The organism is Acinetobacter sp. ANC 4173 (assembly GCF_004331255.1).
Taxonomy (GTDB): Bacteria; Pseudomonadota; Gammaproteobacteria; order Pseudomonadales; family Moraxellaceae; genus Acinetobacter.
On the sequence record NZ_SJOF01000007.1, the window covers coordinates 34,587 to 53,352 of the forward strand.

The following is an 18,766-nucleotide window of genomic DNA, read 5'->3' on the forward strand; positions in this document are numbered from 1 at the left end:
CGAATGCGTGGTTTTTTATTATTCAACTTTTTATTTTATACAAAACAATACTAATTCAGCATTCTCTCGATTTAATGAGTATGTATATTTTCAATAGGCTGAATCACTTCATCTTCAAGCTTTAGCTTCACAATACCCTGTGAATTTGTTAATTTTTGCTGAGTTTGAATACGCTTAATCATTTTATCTAACACAGTGATCAGTTCAGGATACTCAAAGTTTTGCACTTCATCCAAGTTTAACAATAAGTGAAAACCCTTGTATTCATAATCAAACCAACGCTGATAATCCATTTTTTGAGAAGTATACTTCTCCATTACCTGCCAAGTTCTTACAGGGCCCTGAATCCCTTTCAAATAAATTGGTGATTTAGGCGCACACAAATAATCATTTTTAATAAGGTTATAGGTATCATCAGAAATTAAAATTTCGTCAACTGCTGCGGCACTCTGTAATCGAGCTGCCAAATTCGCATCACGACCCACAATTGTATAGGCCATACGATGTGCAGCACCATAATTCCCTACGTGACAATAACCAGTACTGATCCCCATACGAATATGCAACGGTGGATAACCCATTTTAATCCAACGCTCTCGAAGCAACTTCATTTGCTGGCGCATAACCATTGCCATTTCTACGCAGGTTTTTGCATCTTGCTCAACACCTTGAGTATTTGGATCACCAAAGAAAATCAAAATGGCATCACCCATGAACTTATCGACAGTACCTTCATATTGCTTAGCAATTTCAGTCATATGACTTAAGTAATCATTGAGTAAATATGCAAGATCATCTGGAATTAACGTTTCGGATAACTCAGTAAAACCTTGAATGTCGGAAAAAAAAACTGTCATTTTTTTACGTTTATATTCAATTTTGGCTTCCGACTCTCCTTTCATAATCGATTGCCAAAGCTGTAACGGTGCATAACGACTGAGTTGGTTTGCGAACTCCATATAACGATTCATCTGATTATAATAGTATTCACGCTTGGTATGGATATAGCGAATGCGACGGCTTTGATAAATAATCCCAACACCAAAGTAGGTGATTAAACACAAAAATGAAAGAACCGTCAGTTCTGCCGATGTATGTTCGAAATACTCACCGAAACCGAAAACAAAAATATTACTAAAATAAAAAACAGCTACACCGAACACACAAGTAAGCATGGCGGAGAAAAAAGAAACTTTTGTATTTATAGATGAAAATAAAATTGCAAAAATTGCAGTAAAAGTCAGCACTAAACTTAAATGTACGGCCGACAACATAATCGCAATGACAACTACATCAATCGCAAATAATGTATTGCGCTTGGCATGATAACCAAACTTGAATTCTAACCAATTCGAAAGTTTAGGAAGAATTAATGCCACAATTCCAAGCAGAATTGGGACATAAATTTGATATTTGGTTTCTGGGGATGTGTAGTGATAAACAACTAAAAGTAGAGATAGCATTGCATATCCCATCACACGATGAAGATATTCAAAATGCTTAGGGTCTCTATCTATCCAATTGCTTAATGATAGCACTACCTACTCCAGAACCCGAATCTAATCACAATTCATCCATAAACAAAGATTTTCTGGGATCAATCCATGCGCCAGTCAAATGGCATATCACCTTGACCACGTAAAGCAAGCATTAATGTTTGACGCATATGCGCAAGAACTTCATTGGTATATGGAACTGCTGGTGTACCCCAAACTGGTTTAGGCCAAACCACGTCATTTTGATAACGCACAACATGATGAAAATGCAACTGAGGAACCATATTACCTAATGCTGCAACATTCATTTTATCAGCACGAAATACACGTGAAAGTTGACTAGATAACCAACTTGATTCGCGTAAGAACTGCTCTTGATCTGCCTGACTCAATTCATATAGCTCAGTTACTCCAGGTACACGTGGAATAAGAATAAGCCAAGGAAACTGCATATCATTCATTAAACGACATGTAGAAAGCGGAAAATCGCCTACCAAAAACGTATCTTGAGCAAGTTGTGGATGCAAACTAAACATATCTTTATAAATGATGGAAAATTAGAATGGTGGTTAATACTATCACATCAAACTAGAGCTGAGTATTCTATAAAAGGTGTTTCATTACAAATAAAGCACTATTTTATATGATATTGATCACATTTAACACTTTAATAATTTTTCTAAATAAATCAATTGCTTCTTCGGCTATCATTCCAATCTTACTTTTAGAAAGTCAAGCCAAAGAAGTACGTTCTAGAGACTAATTTAACTCTTTAATCAAACTATCAAGTAACTCATTAATAAATTGGATTCTTTTTTGAAAATCCTCCAACATCACCATGACTTTTAGGCGCTGACCACCTTCCATTCTGAAGAAGGTCGGATGTTTTTGCATCATACTAATGATACTCATCGCCTGCACTGGTGTATCTTGTGAAAATTCGATATAGCCACCATTGGTATTAATATCAATTTTAGTAATCCCTAAATGTTCAGCCTTAAGACGCAATTGATGTACAGCAAACAATTGCTTGACAGGTTGTGGTGGAATACCAAAACGATCAATCAATTCCATACGAATATTATCGAGTTTTTCTTGGTGATCTGTATTACTAATACGCTTATAAAAGAGGAGTCGTTGATGCACATCCCCCAAATAATCATCTGGAATTAATGCAGGCATATGTAAATTGATCTCAGCCGTTAATGACAATGGTGCATCAAAGTTCGGGGTTTTGCCCTTCTGAATGGCTTTGGTCGCTTTTTCAAGCATTTCCATATACAAGCTATAACCAATCGCTTGCATAGAACCACTTTGCTGCTCACCGAGGAGTTCACCCGCACCACGAATTTCAAGATCTTCCGTCGCCAACATGAAACCCGCACCTAAGGTTGCAGCACGTTGAATGGCATCGAGTCGTTTTTCTGCATCACCTTTTAGTCCTTTAATGGAAGGCACTAACAGATAAGCATAAGCTTGGTGATGCGAACGCCCTACTCGTCCACGCAATTGATGCAATTGTGCTAATCCCAACTTATCAGCACGTTCAATTAAAATTGTGTTGGCATTTGGGACATCAATCCCTGTTTCAATAATGGTTGAACAAACCAAGACATTGTATTCTTTATGGTAGAACTGCTGCATGACTTGTTCAAGTTCGCGCTCTCGCATTTGCCCGTGCGCTACTGCAACGCGTGCTTCGGGCACAAGTTCACGAAGACTTTGTGCCGCTCTTTCGATGGTCTCAACTTCATTATGCAAGAAGTAAACTTGTCCACCGCGTAGTAGTTCACGCAGAATGGCTTCTTTCACTGATTCTGACGTGTGCTCCTGTACAAAGGTTTTTACCGCTAGGCGACGTGCTGGCGGTGTTGCAATAATCGATAAATCACGCATACCACTAAATGCCATATTCAAAGTCCGCGGAATTGGCGTTGCGGTAAGGGTCAGCATGTCCACATCAGCGCGCATTGCTTTGATTCTTTCTTTATCACGCACACCAAAACGATGTTCTTCATCTACAATCATTAGACCGAGATTCTTAAATTGCACATTTTCTTGCAAAATCTTATGAGTACCCACCACAATATCGACTTTACCCTCAGCCAAATCTTCAATGATTTTGAGATGCGTTTTACTAGAACCAAACCGCGACAATACTTCAATACGAATTGGCCAATCTGCGAAACGGTCTTTAAATGATTCAAAATGCTGCTGCGCTAATAAGGTGGTTGGCACCAATACAGCAACTTGCTTATTATTTTGGACTGCTAAAAACGCTGCACGCATAGCAACTTCAGTTTTACCAAAGCCAACATCACCACAAACCAGACGATCCATCGGCTTGGCCAATTGCATATCATGCAGCGTTGCTTCAATGGCATTGGCTTGATCTAGAGTTTCTTCGTATGCGAATCCACTAGCAAATTGCATATATAGGCTTTGATCTAATTCAAAACTGATCCCTGGTTTAGATTGACGGCGTGCCTGTATATGTAGCAGTTCTGCTGCCACATCATGAATTTGTTCTAAAGCTTTACGTTTTGCCTTATTCCAAGCATCTGTACCCAATTTATGTAATGGGGCTAAATCAGGATCCCCACCACTATATCTACTGATTAAATGCAGATTCGTTACTGGGACATAGACTTTGGCCGCATCAGCATAATCAAGTTGCAAGAATTCATGTTCTTGCTCATCGATACTCAGCGTGATTAAACCTGCATAACGCCCAACTCCATAATCAATATGCACCACTGGCGCACCAATACTCAGTTCAGTCAAACTTTTAATTAAAAACTCTTCTGAAACTTCTTGCTGACGTTTACGTCGGCGCTGTACCACGCGATGTTCATAAAGCTGGTTTTCTGAAATTACACTCAGTTGACCTCGTACAACCAAACCACGATCAAGTGGTGCGTTGGTAATTGCGATTGCTTGTAAAGATTGCTGGAAATCAGCAAAACTTTCGACACTTGGAATATCACCTAAAAAAGGCCGCAAGGCATCTTTTAGCGTTTCGCGTCGACCTGCACTTTCTGCAACGAGTAATACTGGATGATTCACTGCATCTAAATATTGCTTTACAGCAGCAAAAGGCTTTTCTTGCTTGGGGTCAACCGCTAAACGTGGTGGAGTTTCAGTATCTAAATTGATTGCCCCAGCGCGCTCTTCTACAGTTTCAGTTGAAGCAATAACACGAGCAAATTTATTTAATTGCTCTAAAACAACGTTTGGTGAGAGAAATAGCTCTTCTGGTGGCAAGATCGGATGATCAACATTATGACGACGGTCTTCATAACGGCGTAAAACTTCTTTCCAGAAGCCAGATATTCCTTCGTCTAAGCCACCATCTGTAATGACAATGCCATTCCTTGGTAAATACGCCATAAGCGTACTTTGACTTTGCATCAAAGACTTATCGAAAAAAAGCGGCAAATAAAACTCAATACCTGGCGAAGCAATGCCCTCAAGTACATCTTGATAAATTGGTTTTTTTTTCGGATTTGCTGTTGGAAAACTTTCCGCATAACGGTCTCTAAATAAAGAACGTGCTTCTTTTAATGGAAATTCCTTGGCTGGAAGTACACTAAATTTTTCTAAATTTTGCGTGGTACGTTGGGTTTCAGGATCAAAGAATTTTAAGCTTTCAATTTCGTCATCAAAAAGATCGATACGTATCGGTGAATTTTGCCCAGATGCAAAAATATCCATAATACTGCCGCGCACAGCAAATTCACCATGGTCATATACTGTATCGACCAGATGATAGCCTGCCTGAATCAATCGTAACTTTTGCTTTTCAATATCAAATTTCTGTCCAACTTGAATATCGAAATGTTCTCCCAACACCCAAGAGGTCGGCGCAACGCGCTGTGCCAAAGTTGAGGCAGAAACCAATAACACCCCTTGTTGCGGCATATTAGATAAAATTGCCAAACGCTCTGAAACAATATCTTGATGAGGAGATAAGCGGTCATAAGGCAAAATTTCCCAATCTGGGAAAATAGTTGGCTTTAGCCCATAAAATTCAAGCTCACTTTCCAACTGTGCTAAGTGCTGACTATTCCGTGCAACAAAAATAAAAAGTTGCTGATGTTGTTTTGAGATTTCTTTAAATAATAGTGCAGCAGCTGAACCTTGTAATTGTCCAATCCAGCGTTTGTCACCTGCTTTCAACTTAGACAGATTGAGTTGAGCAATTTCTTGTTCGAACATGTAGATCGCTTTTTGAGATAAGTCACTTAGTTACAATCTTATCATGAGGCCAAAAGCCAATAAAATTTTTATACAGTTACTTAAACAAGAATACGCGCTAAACTTTTCAAACCTACTCGACTACACCTAAACAATCTCTAAAAATAGCTATATATAGTTAATGATTATTTTTCTCGAATGAAGTTGCGGTAGTAGTCATTCAGTTTTTGTACGATTTGTTTAAACTGCACTAGATTTTCTTCCGTATTGCCTAATCGTGCGACAAATCTCTGCTGTGCAATTTCCAAATCAATTTTTTCATTGATAAGCATGGCTGCATAGTAAAGTGCTTGTAGGTCATCAAACTTCTTTAAACGTCGATTGGAATAATATTCTAAGCGTTCAGATAGCGCCTGATTTAGGATTACCCCATCGACAATATAGCCCTGCTCTGGATCAAACTGAATCGCATGCTCCATCAAATAAGCTTCTTCCTCTTTCGCTTTTGAACTTTTAAATACATTTTTAAGCTTATTCAGCATCAGCAGGCTTTCCTAAAGAATTAAAGCTGCATTATATAATGTAATCAGAACAAACCTATCTACTTATGTGTCATTTGAAATTTAGCTTTGCGGGCAGATGCATTGAGTTAGCATTCTGTACCATCCTTTCCTTATTCTTTGATTCTATGCTTAATCATTTACATAAATGTATATAGCACCTACTTAAATTGCGCGCATAATTAAGAAAGAAAATTCATCACTCCAAAATATTCTTGATCTATCAATACAATAAAAAAAGGAGAAGAAATACATTGCTAGCCAGATTTAAAGCAATAATCCAATAATATTTATAAGCTCCTCAAAATGCGTAAAATTGATACTTTTTAAATAATTTCTCAAAAAACTCATTGATCAGGAGAAAATTCACTCACATCAAATTGAAATTTCTAGATTTATTTTTAATTTCATCAACCTCTTGATTGTTAACTTATGTAAGCAAATTTGAAATATTTCTGAATCACACATAAATTTGATCGTTTTTTAATCATATTCATAGAAAGTTCACATTATAAATGGAAATATTCAAGCAAACTATGAACATCACTTAAACTGACTCGCATCATTTGTCATTCTTAGTTTTGTAAACAAAATTACATTTCGCTACACAAAATGATTACAAATACCCTAGAAATGTAACAGTAAGTAATTTTGTTTTTATGATTGAATCACCATCTCGCTATTAAAGCTCAAAAAATCATCTTGGATTGATGATTTTAAGACAAAGGATGGGCATATGAGTCAAGTGAACCCTACATTAATCACCTTTATTTTTTACATTATCGCAATGGTCGGTATTGGCCTATATGCCTACAAGGCAACTTCAGATTTCTCTGACTACATTTTGGGTGGACGTAGTCTTGGAAGCGTTGTAACTGCTCTTTCAGCAGGTGCATCTGATATGAGTGGCTGGTTGCTCATGGGTTTACCAGGAGCAATTTATCTCTCTGGTCTCTCTGAAGCATGGATTGCGATTGGTCTAATTATCGGTGCATGGCTAAACTGGCTTTTAGTTGCAGGACGTTTACGTGTTCACACTGAATTCCAGAATAACGCCCTCACATTACCAGATTACTTCACTGGTCGTTTTGGCGATAAAAAACGTATTTTACGAATCATTTCTGCATTCGTAATTCTTATCTTCTTTGCTATTTACTGTGCTTCGGGCATGGTTGCTGGTGCTCGTTTATTCGAAAGCTTGTTCGGATGGAACTACTCTACTGCGCTTTGGATTGGTGCGCTCGCAACAATTTCATATGTATGTATTGGTGGTTTCCTTGCAGTAAGTTGGACAGATACCTTCCAAGCAGGCTTGATGATCTTTGCTTTATTGTTAATGCCAGTGATGGCTTACCTTGCTATTGATGACCATAGTCAACAGTTTGGTGTATTGCTTGAAGCTGCTCGCCCGCAAGCGTGGAATATGCTTGAAGGTTTAAGTACTGTTGCCATTTTATCTTCAATGGCATGGGGCTTAGGCTATTTTGGTCAACCACACATTCTAGTACGCTTCATGGCCGCAGATTCTGTTAAGACAATCCCTGCTGCTCGCCGTATTGGTATGGCTTGGATGATTTTATGTCTTGGTGGTGCGGTTGGTGCTGGTTTTATTGGTATCGCTTACTTCCAGCAACATCCTGAACTTGCAGCGGTTGTTTCTCAAAACCCTGAAACGATCTTCATGGAATTAAATAAGATTTTATTTAACCCATGGGTCGCAGGTGTTATTTTGGCTGCGATTCTTTCAGCAGTAATGAGTACTTTAAGCTGTCAGCTTTTGGTTTGTTCAAGTACGCTTACTGAAGATTTATACAAATCATTCATCCGTAAAAATGCATCTCAAAAAGAGTTGGTTTGGATCGGTCGTTTGATGGTTATTGGTATTTCCATCCTTGCTATTACAATTGCTCAAAACCCAGACAGCAAAGTTTTAGGTTTAGTGTCTTACGCTTGGGCTGGTTTCGGTGCCGCGTTTGGTCCATTGATTATCTTATCTTTGTTCTGGAAACGTATGACGCTGAACAGTGCAATCGTGGGTATTCTTGTTGGTGCAATTACCGTAATCGTATGGAAAAATACGATGGGTGACACTGGTATTTATGAAATCATTCCTGGTTTTATCTTGTCATTGGTGAGCATTATCGTTGTTAGCCTTCTTGGCAAAGCACCTGAGCAAGACGTTATTGAACGTTTTGAAAAAGCAGATGCCTTTTACAAACGTGAAATGGCAGAATTAAAGAATAAATAATTCTTTATCAAGTTAAAAATAAAGGGGCTAAACGCCCCTTTATTTTTATCTACTCTTTTTAATTTTCAGGTTTAACTTCGCACTTTCTTTAATGACTTCCATAACAGGATAGCTTCGGGTTTCTTTAATTCCCGGTAGCTGCCACAGCACCTGTCCTGAAATTTTACGAAACTCTTCCATACTGGCGCAGCGAATCTTCACAACAAAATCAAAACCACCACTGGTCATGTGACATTCGACAATTTCTGGATACAGCATCACCGCCTCACAGAACTCATCTAATACATTCGGCGTGGTTTTATCGAGTAAAATCTCTACAAAGACGACAAAATTTGAATTCAACATCGCAGCATTTAACTTGGCTTCATAGCCAAGAATAAATCCATCTTTACTGAGTTTCTGAACCCTTGCAAGCACAGCCGTAGGAGATAGATTCACCTCTTCAGCCAATTTAATATTCGATATTCTTCCATCGTTTTGCAGAATATCTAAAATTTTAATATCCGTTCGATCAAGCGATAAAATTTGGCTAGACATCTGAATTAATCTCTAAAAATAAGGGAAACTATAGTGAGTTATTCGGGTTTATTTCTGTGATCATTAATTATATACGGCAATTTGCTTAACTCAATCTTTTCAGTCACAGGAAGTTGGCATGAATACGATCACCTCCCCCATTGATGGAACAAAGCCTCATCAAGACTATATTACGCTTTTCAAAGAAAAGACCGCTTACGAAACAGAAATTAATACTGCTTGGCGCCGTGCCGAATCTGAATGTGTTGAGAATCTACTTGAGCATAGCAAAATTTCAGATGAATTGAATACACGTATTCAGGACTTAGCTTTTAACCTTGCACACACGTTACGTGAGCGTAAAAGCTCTGCGGGTAAAGCAGGTATCGTACAAGGTTTATTACAAGAGTTCTCTCTATCTTCTCAAGAAGGTATTGCGCTTATGTGTCTTGCTGAAGCGTTATTACGTATTCCTGATACTGCAACGCGTGATTTACTCATCCGTGACAAAATTAACCAAGGTAACTGGAAAGATCACATTGGTCAAAGTAACCTAATGTTCGTTAATGCCGCTGCGTGGGGCTTAATGTTAACGGGTATGCTGATGGAAACGCCGAAGCAAGCCAGTCTTTCAAGTATGCTTACTGGCTTAATTGCACGTAGTGGTCGTGGCGTAATCCGTAAAGCCGTCGACGTTGCTATGCGTATGATGGGCGAACAATTCGTTACTGGCGAAACCATCAAAGAAGCATTAAGCAATGCTGAACGTCTGGAAGATAAAGGTTTCCGTTATTCATACGATATGCTGGGTGAAGCTGCATTAACAGATCACGATGCAGAACGTTATTTTGATGACTACACCAATGCAATTCATGCAATTGGTCAAGCATCAACAGATAAAGACGTTTATAGCGGTCCAGGTATCTCTATTAAGCTTTCTGCTTTACATCCGCGTTACCAACGTTCACAGACTGAACGTGTACATAACGAACTTTATAGCAAAGTTTTGGAATTGGCTCGTTTAGCCAAAAACTACAACATCGGTTTAAACATTGACGCAGAAGAGTCTGAGCGTCTAGAGCTTTCTCTAGAGCTATTAGAGCGTCTTTGCTTCGAACCAGAACTGGCGGATTGGAAAGGTATCGGCTTTGTTATTCAAGCATACCAAAAGCGTTGCTTCTACGTTGTAGACTATGTAGTTGATCTTGCTAAACGTAGCAACAAACGTCTAATGATTCGTTTGGTGAAAGGTGCTTATTGGGACAGCGAAATCAAGAAAGCGCAAATTGAAGGTATGACCGACTATCCAGTATTTACGCGTAAAGTACATACTGACTTGTCGTATATCGCTTGTGCGAGAAAATTATTGGCTGCACCAGATCAAATTTACCCACAATTTGCGACGCATAATGCTCAAACGGTTGCCACTATTTACGAATTGGCAAAACCTGAACAATATTATGTCGGTCAATACGAATTCCAATGCTTACACGGCATGGGTGAACCTTTATACGAGCAAGTTGTTGGTCCAAAATCTGAAAAGAAATTAAACGTTCCTTGCCGTATTTATGCACCAGTGGGTACGCATGAAACTTTATTGGCTTACTTAGTACGTCGTTTGCTTGAAAATGGTGCTAACACATCTTTCGTAAACCGTATTGCGGATAAAAGCTTGAAGATTCAAGACTTAATTGAAAATCCACGCGAAGCAATCTTAACTGCTGCAAAACAAGAACAAGCGGTTGGCTTAAAACACCCAGCTATTCCGTTACCAAAGAATTTATATGGTGCATTGCGTCACAACTCTTCAGGTGTTGACTTAGCCAATGACAGCGAATTATTGAGTTTAGACACGACAGTTCAAAACTTAATGTCTCAGCAATGGGCTGCTGAATCAATGGGTCCTGGTTTAGCTGAAACAGCTGCGGCTGCAGAAGTTGATGTCATCAACCCTGCTGTACACTCTGACAAAGTTGGTAGCGTAAAAGAAGCTTCTACTGAACATGTAAACCTAGCACTGATAAATGCTACAAATGCACAAGCCGCTTGGGTCAATACGCCGAAAAATGAACGTGCTGCATGTTTAAACCGTGCTGCTGACCTAATGGAAAGCCGTATCCAAGAGCTGATGGTGTTGTTATGCCGTGAAAGCGGTAAAACGTATGCCAACGCGATTGCCGAAGTACGTGAAGCGGTAGATTTCTTACGTTACTACGCAGCACAATGCACAAACTTAGCTGCAAATGCACAAATTGAGTCTTTAGGCACCGTATTGTGTATTAGCCCATGGAACTTCCCTCTTGCAATCTTCAGTGGTCAAATTTCTGCTGCGCTTGTTGCAGGTAATACGGTTATTGCAAAACCTGCTGAACAAACGCCACTTATTGCTGCTTTAGCCATTCAAATGCTTTGGGAAGCTGGTGTACCAGAAGCGGTTGTACAGTTAATTCCTGGTCGCGGTGAAACTGTTGGCGCACAACTCAGTGCCGACCCACGCATTCAAGGTATTATGTTCACTGGTTCTACTGAAGTTGCGAAAATTCTTCAGAAAACTGTTGCGAAACGCTTAGGTACAAATGGTCAACCTATTCCGTTAATTGCGGAAACAGGTGGTCAAAATGCCATGATCGTTGATTCATCTGCTTTAACTGAACAAGTGATTCTCGATGTTGTAAACTCGGCTTATGACAGTGCTGGTCAACGTTGTTCTGCATTACGTATTTTATGCGTACAAGAAGACAATGCTGAAAGCGTAATTCGCATGCTAAAAGGCGCCATGCAACAGTTAACTGTAGGTAATCCTGCATTGTTAAAAACTGATATTGGTCCAGTCATTGATACTGAAGCACAAACCAATATCCAAAACCACATTCAAAAAATGCGTGGTAAAGGTTATGCGGTTCATCAGTTCATGCATAACGACAATGCTGATGCAAGCCTGACTCAAGGTACATTCATTCCACCAACGTTGATTGAATTGCCAAACCTAAATGACCTTGAGCGTGAAGTCTTTGGTCCTGTATTACACGTAATCCGTTACCCACAAGGTCATGTGAAAGCTGTAGTCGATCAAATCAATGCGAAAGGCTACGGCTTAACCATGGGTCTACATACACGTATTGATGAAACCATTAACACTGTGATTAGCACTTCTGAAGTGGGTAACTTGTATATTAACCGCAACATTGTTGGTGCTGTTGTTGGCGTACAACCTTTCGGTGGTGAAGGCTTATCTGGTACTGGTCCTAAAGCAGGTGGTCCACTTTACTTATACCGTTTAATGCAAGAATGCAGCGTAAAACAGTTAAGTACTCCATTTGCAGTAGGTAAAGTATTACAAGCTGCACCGAAGAATGAAGTGTACGAACAATTCAGCGCTTGGGTGAAAAAACAGTTCCCACAAGTGAAATTGCCTCAAGTTCCTGCGCTTGCTTCTGGTCAAGTGTATGAATTAAATGGCCCTACAGGTGAAAGCAACCAATATACAATTGTTGCACGTCACTGCGTATTGTCTCTTGCTGAGCAAGAACAAGACCAATTGGTTCAATTGAATGCAATTTTTGCAGTCGGTAGCCAAGCTGCTGTACTTGCTGACAATGTCTTTGCATTGAAGCACATGTCTTCTATGCCTAAAATTGTAGCACAACAATTCAAAGTGATCGAAAGCATTGCGACGGGTAATTTTGATGCGGTTCTACACCATGGCACAACAACTCAAGTACTTGAGTTACAAGCAACCATCGCCCAACGTTCAGGTGCTATTGTGGGTATTACCCATTTACAGCCTGCGGAACAAAACATTCCAGTTGAACGTCTTGTGATTGAACGTGCGATTAGTATTAACACGGCAGCTGCGGGTGGTAATGCAAGCTTAATGACCTTGAACTAAGGTTTAAAGCCTCCTTTTAAAGGGTTATCTTTCCCTTACCAAGCCATTACTGGTCTAATGGCTTGGTTTCTTTTTATTTGAGAAAAGCATATTTTCTGCGTATTCATTCAACTGTTTCCCAGTTCTTTAGATTTTCATTCGAAGTTGCTGAATTCGCTTAGTCTTCTTCAGTAAACTTTGTTACCATCCCTGTTTTCTACGTTTTATAATTTTTGACTGCATATGACTTCATCTTATCAGCAACAACTTGATGCCAAAGTTGAACGTATTTCTGCACAATTTGCCGAATTCAACCCTCCTTCACTTGCTGTATTTGCATCTCCAGAACAACATTTTCGTATGCGTGCAGAATTTCGTATTTGGCATACTGATGATGATATGTTCTATGCGATGTTCGAGCGCGACGAACAACAACAAAAACAAGTGATTCGTATAGATGAGTTCCCAATTGCCGATGCCAGCATTAATCAACTTATGCCTGTGCTTTTGGCAGAACTAAAAAGTCACCATGCCCTTTCAAAACGTTTATTTGAAGTTCATTTCTTAGCGACTTTAAAAGGTGAAATGCTTGTTTCACTGATTTATCGTTGCCCACTTGATGAACAGTGGCAAACTCTAGCCAAACAGCTTGCTGAAAAACTTAAGATTAAAATTATTGGTCGTAGTCGTGGTCAAAAGGTTGTGCTTTCTGATGAATTTGTGGTCGAGGAACTACAAGTTTCCGAGCGTAAATATCATTACAAGCAAATTGAAAGCAGCTTTACTCAACCCAATGCTCAAGTCTGCCAAAAGATGTTGGAATGGGCGTGTGATGCTGCAAAAGAATCTTCAAAAGATTTATTAGAACTGTATTGTGGTAATGGGAACTTCACCCTACCGCTTTCAACGCATTTTAACCGTGTTTTAGCAACTGAATTGGCAAAATCATCGGTCTACGCAGCGCAATGGAATATTGAACAAAATAATATTGATAATATTCAAGTAGCGCGACTTTCTGCTGAAGAGTTTACCCAAGCCTACAATGGTGAACGTGAATTTAGACGCTTACAAGAAGCACAAATTGATATCAGCAGTTATGATTTTGATACGGTGTTTGTTGATCCACCTCGTGCTGGTATTGATGATGAAACGCTCAAATTATTACAGCGCTTTGAGCGGATTATCTATATTTCATGCAACCCAGACACTTTACATGACAATTTAAAGCAACTGGCTCAAACCCACAAAGTGACTCAATTTGCCTTGTTTGACCAATTCCCTTATACCCACCATGTAGAATCAGGTGTGTTACTAGAAAAATTGTAAAAATTATTTAATCATCTCCTTTACGTCCTCAAGTTATTTAAAACAATAACTTGAGGATTTTTATTTGAAATAAAGTAGTTAATTTCACCATACATTTCAACCTGTCATAAAACCGTTAAATCTTGCTATTATGATTGAAATTTTTCGTGTTCAACTGCTGCTTTTATCACTTAGACCATCTTGCATTATTTATAGAATTGGCTATATTTCGTTCTATGTTATTCATGAATGAAGGCTCTATGAGTTTTTGGCAAAAATTGTTTACTGCACCTCAGCAGTTGAATGAGCACAAGAATCAAATCGCATGTGTCGAAAATGATTGCTCATGTAAAACAGATGAACAACTGTTAAAGGCTCTTGCTCAAGCCACAGATGATGATGTTATCATTGGTATTAAACGTGTCTTAGCCTCTCGTGGGTATAGCCGTAAAGAGCTCAATGAAATTGCTCGCTCACCTTTACAGTGATGCCGATTTCGTTATTAAGAAGCATTGGGGCAACCAATGCTTTTTTATTGCCTTTTTGTTTCTACTCACAATCCTGATCTTCAATATAGGCTAAGATTGGTCCAAATGGACTACTCTGAGTATTCATATCCGTCTCAGCCAGGTACATTGCTGAAATTGAACCATCTAAGTATAAAGCTTGCTCTAACTTGAGCTCGTTTTGCATAAAACTCGCCAAAGTATAAAAATTCACAGCTTGCTCAGTCAGCACAAAATACAATACTTGATCTTTTATCCCCACGGCGTTACGTATTTTCAAGGATGTGCTTTCTACCATGAAAATTGGATTGATTTGTCGATTAAACACCAACATCGGTCCAGACTGCGTCGCATAATCAGCGTTGAATTTCTTATTGGTATATTGCGAACTACTTAAAATAATCGCCTGTTTACTGTTCCATGCCAGAACACCGTTCGGCTTTAAATAAAAATTTCCCCAGCCTTGATGCCGATTCAATGGATATTGTGCCGGCCTTTTTTCAAGGTATAAACCAACAGGATTGAAATTCGAATGAAACATACCTGCATTCATTGCAAATAACATGACCTCACATTGTGCTAGTTGCCTTGCTATATTGGTAAAATAATTAATGGGAGTTTTAGGCTCCTGTTGATTTAAAAATAAGCGTAGCTTTGCCAGATCATGCACTTCGACTACTGTAAAAATGAGATCATTATATTCGCGTGTATAACTTTTAACTTGTGCCTCAGATTGCATCGATAACAAACTGAATAGGAGTATGAATGCAAGCTGAATCCTTTGCCTGAATCTTGTATACATACCATCAAACACTCTTTAGCCGCTTATTTTTTATTTTATTGCTTTTTGTAGCATTCACATTCAACTATTCACCTATCTCCATCATTCCAAGTAAACTACATGCTAATATACTGCTTAAGTTTATTCGTTTAGTGTAGCAATGCATCAACAGAAAAAACCGTTTCCTATTGGGGCACATTTGGTGGTAAAACACTTCGCCTACTCTCATCATGGGATTTATATGGGGCGTGGACGTGTTATCCATTATTCAGGTTTTGCCCACTTCTATAAAAAAAGACCGATTGAAATTACCACTCTGGCAGAATTCTGTCATGGTAAAAAAATTGATGTCGTCCAATACCAACATCCTAAATATTCAGGTCGCAACGTCGTGCGCCGTATGCGCTCACGGATGAAAGAAAACCACTATCATCTGATTATGAACAATTGTGAACATCTCTGTACTTGGGCAATTACTGGGGTAGAAAGCAGCCCTCAAGTGGTTCGGATGATGAACCGATTAACCACGATTGGTTATGTCAGCTCAATTATGAGTTATATGAACAGTATGCTGCTGACCATTACCACGACTTGTTTTGCACTTGCTCTTTACATTAAAAAGAAGCTGCGTGATAAAGCAAAAATGCAAACAAAAACTTATTTATTCCTTAAAGATCAGGAACATAAAAATCGTTAAGTGGATGCTTAAAAGTTCCATTTTCTAGTTTCAAACTCTTTATCATATTTAATCCACTCTTTTACAATCTCTGCTTCAAAAAGCAATAGACATAAAAAAAGCCCCTCAACTCGCGGTTCAGGGGCTTTTACATTTCAAAGCAGGTTTTATTTACCTGGTTTAAAACTGTCTTTTAAATCTAAAATACGGTTAAACACAGGCTTTTCAGCTGTATGGTCATAACGATCCGCAACAAAATAACCTTCACGCTCAAATTGGAAACGTTGTTCAGGCTCTGCTTGTGCCAAAGCGGGTTCAATGACCGCTTGCACCACTTGCAACGATTCTGGGTTTAGGTTTGCCAAGAAATCATCGGTTGCATCTGGTGCAGATTCAGTGAATAAACGGTCATAAATACGAACTTCAGCAGGAACACCTTTGCTTGCAGATACCCAGTGAATGACCCCTTTCACTTTACGACCTTCAGGGTTCTTACCTAGAGTTTCAGGATCGATTGAACATTTCAGTTCAACTACTTCACCATTTTCATCCTTAATCACTTCGTCACACTTGATCACATAAGCATGGCGTAAACGCACTTCACCCTCTGGCACTAAACGTTTGAAGCCTTTCGGTGGAATTTCTTCAAAATCTTTACGATCAATATAGATTTCAGAAGTTAACGGAATAATACGCTCACCCATATCTACGTTTGGATGACGTGCATGCACCAAATCCAAAGCTTCAGGTAAATTCGTTAAAGTGACTTTTAGTGGATTCAAGACTGCCATACCACGACCAGCTGCATTTTCCAGCGATTGACGGATACAGAACTCAAGCATTGCAACATCCACAATACCGTCGGTCTTAGTCACACCTACACGCTTACAGAAATCACGCAAGCCTTCAGGTGTAAACCCACGACGACGCATACCGACAACTGTTGGCATACGAGGATCATCCCAACCATTAACATAACCGCCTTCAACCAATTTACGTAATTTACGTTTTGAAGTAATGGTGTAATCAATGTTTAAACGGCTAGATTCGTACTGACGTGGAACTGCGGCTGAATGAACTTTCTCAATCACCCAGTCATAGAATGGACGGTGATCTTGGAATTCCAATGTACATAAAGAGTGAGTAATACCTTCAATTGCATCAGACAATGGATGAGCGTAGTCATACATTGGATACATTTTCCATTTGTCACCCGTTTGATGATGCTCAGAATGCAAAACACGGTAAAGAATTGGGTCACGCATATGAACATTCGGAGATGTCATGTCAATTTTGGCACGTAAAACCGCTTCACCTTCTTTCGTCTCACCATTACGCATTTTTTCAAAACGCTCAAGGTTCTCTGCGACAGTAGCATCGCGGTAAGGAGAGTTTTTACCCGGTTCAACAAAGCTGCCACGATTTAATTTAATTTCGTCTGGCGATTGCAAATCCACATACGCATCACCTTGTTCAATCAATTGCACAGCCCATGCATATAACTGATCAAAATAACCCGATGCATAACGTGGTTCATCTTTCCACTCAAAACCTAACCATTTTACATCGTTGGCAATACCATCAACATATTCTTGTTCTTCGGCATCAGGGTTCGTATCATCAAAACGAAGATTACAATAACCATCAAATTCTTGTGCGATACCAAAATTTAGGCAAATCGCTTTTACATGACCAATATGCAAATAACCATTCGGCTCTGGCGGGAAACGCGTTACAACGGTTTGTGTACGCCCAGAAGATAAATCGTCAGTAATGACCTGACGTACAAAATCCAAGCCAGGCTGTTGTTCTTGCTGCGCAGCATCGACAGAGGCATGATTACTTGGTGTCGGGTTATTTGGCAGAGATGCAACAACATCATTTGGCTTCATAGTAGATAGATCACTTCTAAAAATAAAAAACAGGATATTTTAAACGCAATTTCAGTATTTTTAACAAAGAAATGTACGTTTTTACTTGCCTTGTAGTTTACAGTTTGCTTATGCTTCTCTCAACCAAAAACCCATGGCTTTTATGTCCATGTTAAGGAGATTACACAATGAGTTTTCCTCAAGTCGAATTAAATACCAATAAAGGTCGTATTGTTCTAGAGCTTAACGCTGAAAAAGCACCTAAAACAGTTGCTAACTTTTTAGAATATGTTCGTGACGGTTTCTATGACGGCGTAATTTTCCACCGTGTGATTGATGGTTTCATGATCCAAGGTGGCGGCATGGACGAAAACTTCAAAGAAAAAGCAACGCGTGACTCAATTGAAAACGAAGCTGACAATGGTTTAAGCAATGATGCTGGTACTATTGCAATGGCACGTACTCAAGCACCTCACTCTGCATCTGCTCAATTCTTCATTAACGTGAAAAACAACTCTTTCCTTAACCACACTGGTAAAACAGCACAAGGTTGGGGCTATGCAGTATTTGGTAAAGTTACTGAAGGTCTAGATATTGTAGACGCAATCAAAAACGTACGTACTGGTAACCGTGGTTACCATGCAGATGTTCCTTTAGAAAACGTTGTGATTGAATCTGCAAAAATCATTTCTGAGTAATTAATCTCTCCTAACCTCCCTTTAAAGGGCGGAAAGTCCCTCTT

The 18,766-nt window shown here is 39.2% G+C and carries 13 protein-coding genes; 6 read left to right on the forward strand and 7 right to left on the reverse strand.

What is annotated here, in order from left to right; translation table 11 throughout:
- Positions 1-71 precede the first annotated feature (71 nt).
- From E0H94_RS09720 to E0H94_RS09735, 4 genes are all read right to left on the reverse strand, one after another.
- Positions 72-1,475, reverse strand: a complete 1,404-nt coding sequence (locus E0H94_RS09720) for an adenylate/guanylate cyclase domain-containing protein (RefSeq protein WP_131326479.1) — start codon at positions 1,473-1,475, stop codon at positions 72-74.
- A gap of 122 nt (positions 1,476-1,597) precedes the next feature.
- A complete protein-coding gene (locus E0H94_RS09725; protein ID WP_131326279.1) occupies positions 1,598-2,032 on the reverse strand; it encodes an HIT domain-containing protein in 435 nt (144 codons plus the stop codon).
- 223 nt (positions 2,033-2,255) lie between these two features.
- Positions 2,256-5,714, reverse strand: a complete 3,459-nt coding sequence (mfd, locus tag E0H94_RS09730) for a transcription-repair coupling factor (protein WP_131326281.1) — start codon at positions 5,712-5,714, stop codon at positions 2,256-2,258.
- Between the two features lie 164 nt (positions 5,715-5,878).
- Complete coding sequence (locus tag E0H94_RS09735) at positions 5,879-6,235, reverse strand: hypothetical protein (RefSeq protein ID WP_131326283.1); 357 nt, start codon at positions 6,233-6,235, stop codon at positions 5,879-5,881.
- Positions 6,236-6,989: 754 nt separating this feature from the next.
- On the opposite strand from E0H94_RS09735, the gene putP reads away from it, so the two are divergent.
- On the forward strand, positions 6,990-8,501 hold the full coding sequence (gene putP, locus E0H94_RS09740) for a sodium/proline symporter PutP (RefSeq protein WP_131326285.1): 1,512 nt from the start codon (positions 6,990-6,992) through the stop codon (positions 8,499-8,501).
- Between the two features lie 45 nt (positions 8,502-8,546).
- Here the strand turns inward: putP and E0H94_RS09745 are convergent, their stop codons facing one another.
- Positions 8,547-9,038, reverse strand: coding sequence for an Lrp/AsnC ligand binding domain-containing protein (locus E0H94_RS09745; RefSeq protein ID WP_131326287.1), 492 nt, complete (start codon positions 9,036-9,038; stop codon positions 8,547-8,549).
- Between the two features lie 118 nt (positions 9,039-9,156).
- On the opposite strand from E0H94_RS09745, the gene putA reads away from it, so the two are divergent.
- The 3 genes from putA to E0H94_RS09760 all read left to right on the forward strand — a co-directional run bounded on the left by putA (position 9,157) and on the right by E0H94_RS09760 (position 14,678).
- Entirely contained in the window at positions 9,157-12,906 is a 3,750-nt protein-coding gene (putA, locus tag E0H94_RS09750) for a trifunctional transcriptional regulator/proline dehydrogenase/L-glutamate gamma-semialdehyde dehydrogenase (RefSeq protein WP_131326289.1), read from the forward strand.
- Positions 12,907-13,128: 222 nt separating this feature from the next.
- Positions 13,129-14,211 (forward strand): tRNA (uridine(54)-C5)-methyltransferase TrmA, encoded by a 1,083-nt coding sequence (gene trmA, locus E0H94_RS09755; RefSeq protein WP_131326291.1) that lies wholly within the window; start codon positions 13,129-13,131, stop codon positions 14,209-14,211.
- Between the two features lie 239 nt (positions 14,212-14,450).
- Complete coding sequence (locus E0H94_RS09760) at positions 14,451-14,678, forward strand: hypothetical protein (RefSeq protein WP_131326294.1); 228 nt, start codon at positions 14,451-14,453, stop codon at positions 14,676-14,678.
- Between the two features lie 61 nt (positions 14,679-14,739).
- On the opposite strand, the gene E0H94_RS09765 is transcribed toward E0H94_RS09760, so the two are convergent.
- The gene (locus E0H94_RS09765) at positions 14,740-15,261 is read right to left on the reverse strand and encodes a phosphodiester glycosidase family protein (RefSeq protein ID WP_205679295.1); all 522 of its coding nucleotides are present in this window, start codon (positions 15,259-15,261) and stop codon (positions 14,740-14,742) included.
- A gap of 376 nt (positions 15,262-15,637) precedes the next feature.
- Here E0H94_RS09765 and E0H94_RS09770 point away from each other — a divergent pair, with 376 nt between their 5' ends.
- On the forward strand, positions 15,638-16,174 hold the full coding sequence (locus E0H94_RS09770) for a lecithin retinol acyltransferase family protein (RefSeq protein WP_131326297.1): 537 nt from the start codon (positions 15,638-15,640) through the stop codon (positions 16,172-16,174).
- A gap of 146 nt (positions 16,175-16,320) precedes the next feature.
- Here the strand turns inward: E0H94_RS09770 and E0H94_RS09775 are convergent, their stop codons facing one another.
- Entirely contained in the window at positions 16,321-18,045 is a 1,725-nt protein-coding gene (locus E0H94_RS09775; RefSeq protein WP_131326299.1) for a glutamine--tRNA ligase/YqeY domain fusion protein, read from the reverse strand.
- Between the two features lie 167 nt (positions 18,046-18,212).
- Here E0H94_RS09775 and E0H94_RS09780 point away from each other — a divergent pair, with 167 nt between their 5' ends.
- Complete coding sequence (locus E0H94_RS09780) at positions 18,213-18,722, forward strand: peptidylprolyl isomerase (protein ID WP_131264372.1); 510 nt, start codon at positions 18,213-18,215, stop codon at positions 18,720-18,722.
- Positions 18,723-18,766: the final 44 nt, after the last annotated feature.

Coding starts and splice junctions, on each gene's coding strand:
- E0H94_RS09745 (WP_131326287.1), bottom strand. CDS start 9,038: ATGTCTAGCCAAATTTTATCGCTTGATCGAACGGATATTAAAATTTTA.
- mfd (WP_131326281.1), bottom strand. CDS start 5,714: ATGTTCGAACAAGAAATTGCTCAACTCAATCTGTCTAAGTTGAAAGCA.
- putA (WP_131326289.1), top strand. CDS start 9,157: ATGAATACGATCACCTCCCCCATTGATGGAACAAAGCCTCATCAAGAC.
- E0H94_RS09720 (WP_131326479.1), bottom strand. CDS start 1,475: ATGGGATATGCAATGCTATCTCTACTTTTAGTTGTTTATCACTACACA.
- putP (WP_131326285.1), top strand. CDS start 6,990: ATGAGTCAAGTGAACCCTACATTAATCACCTTTATTTTTTACATTATC.
- E0H94_RS09770 (WP_131326297.1), top strand. CDS start 15,638: ATGCATCAACAGAAAAAACCGTTTCCTATTGGGGCACATTTGGTGGTA.
- E0H94_RS09775 (WP_131326299.1), bottom strand. CDS start 18,045: ATGAAGCCAAATGATGTTGTTGCATCTCTGCCAAATAACCCGACACCA.
- E0H94_RS09760 (WP_131326294.1), top strand. CDS start 14,451: ATGAGTTTTTGGCAAAAATTGTTTACTGCACCTCAGCAGTTGAATGAG.
- trmA (WP_131326291.1), top strand. CDS start 13,129: ATGACTTCATCTTATCAGCAACAACTTGATGCCAAAGTTGAACGTATT.
- E0H94_RS09725 (WP_131326279.1), bottom strand. CDS start 2,032: ATGTTTAGTTTGCATCCACAACTTGCTCAAGATACGTTTTTGGTAGGC.
- E0H94_RS09765 (WP_205679295.1), bottom strand. CDS start 15,261: ATGTTATTTGCAATGAATGCAGGTATGTTTCATTCGAATTTCAATCCT.
- E0H94_RS09735 (WP_131326283.1), bottom strand. CDS start 6,235: ATGCTGAATAAGCTTAAAAATGTATTTAAAAGTTCAAAAGCGAAAGAG.
- E0H94_RS09780 (WP_131264372.1), top strand. CDS start 18,213: ATGAGTTTTCCTCAAGTCGAATTAAATACCAATAAAGGTCGTATTGTT.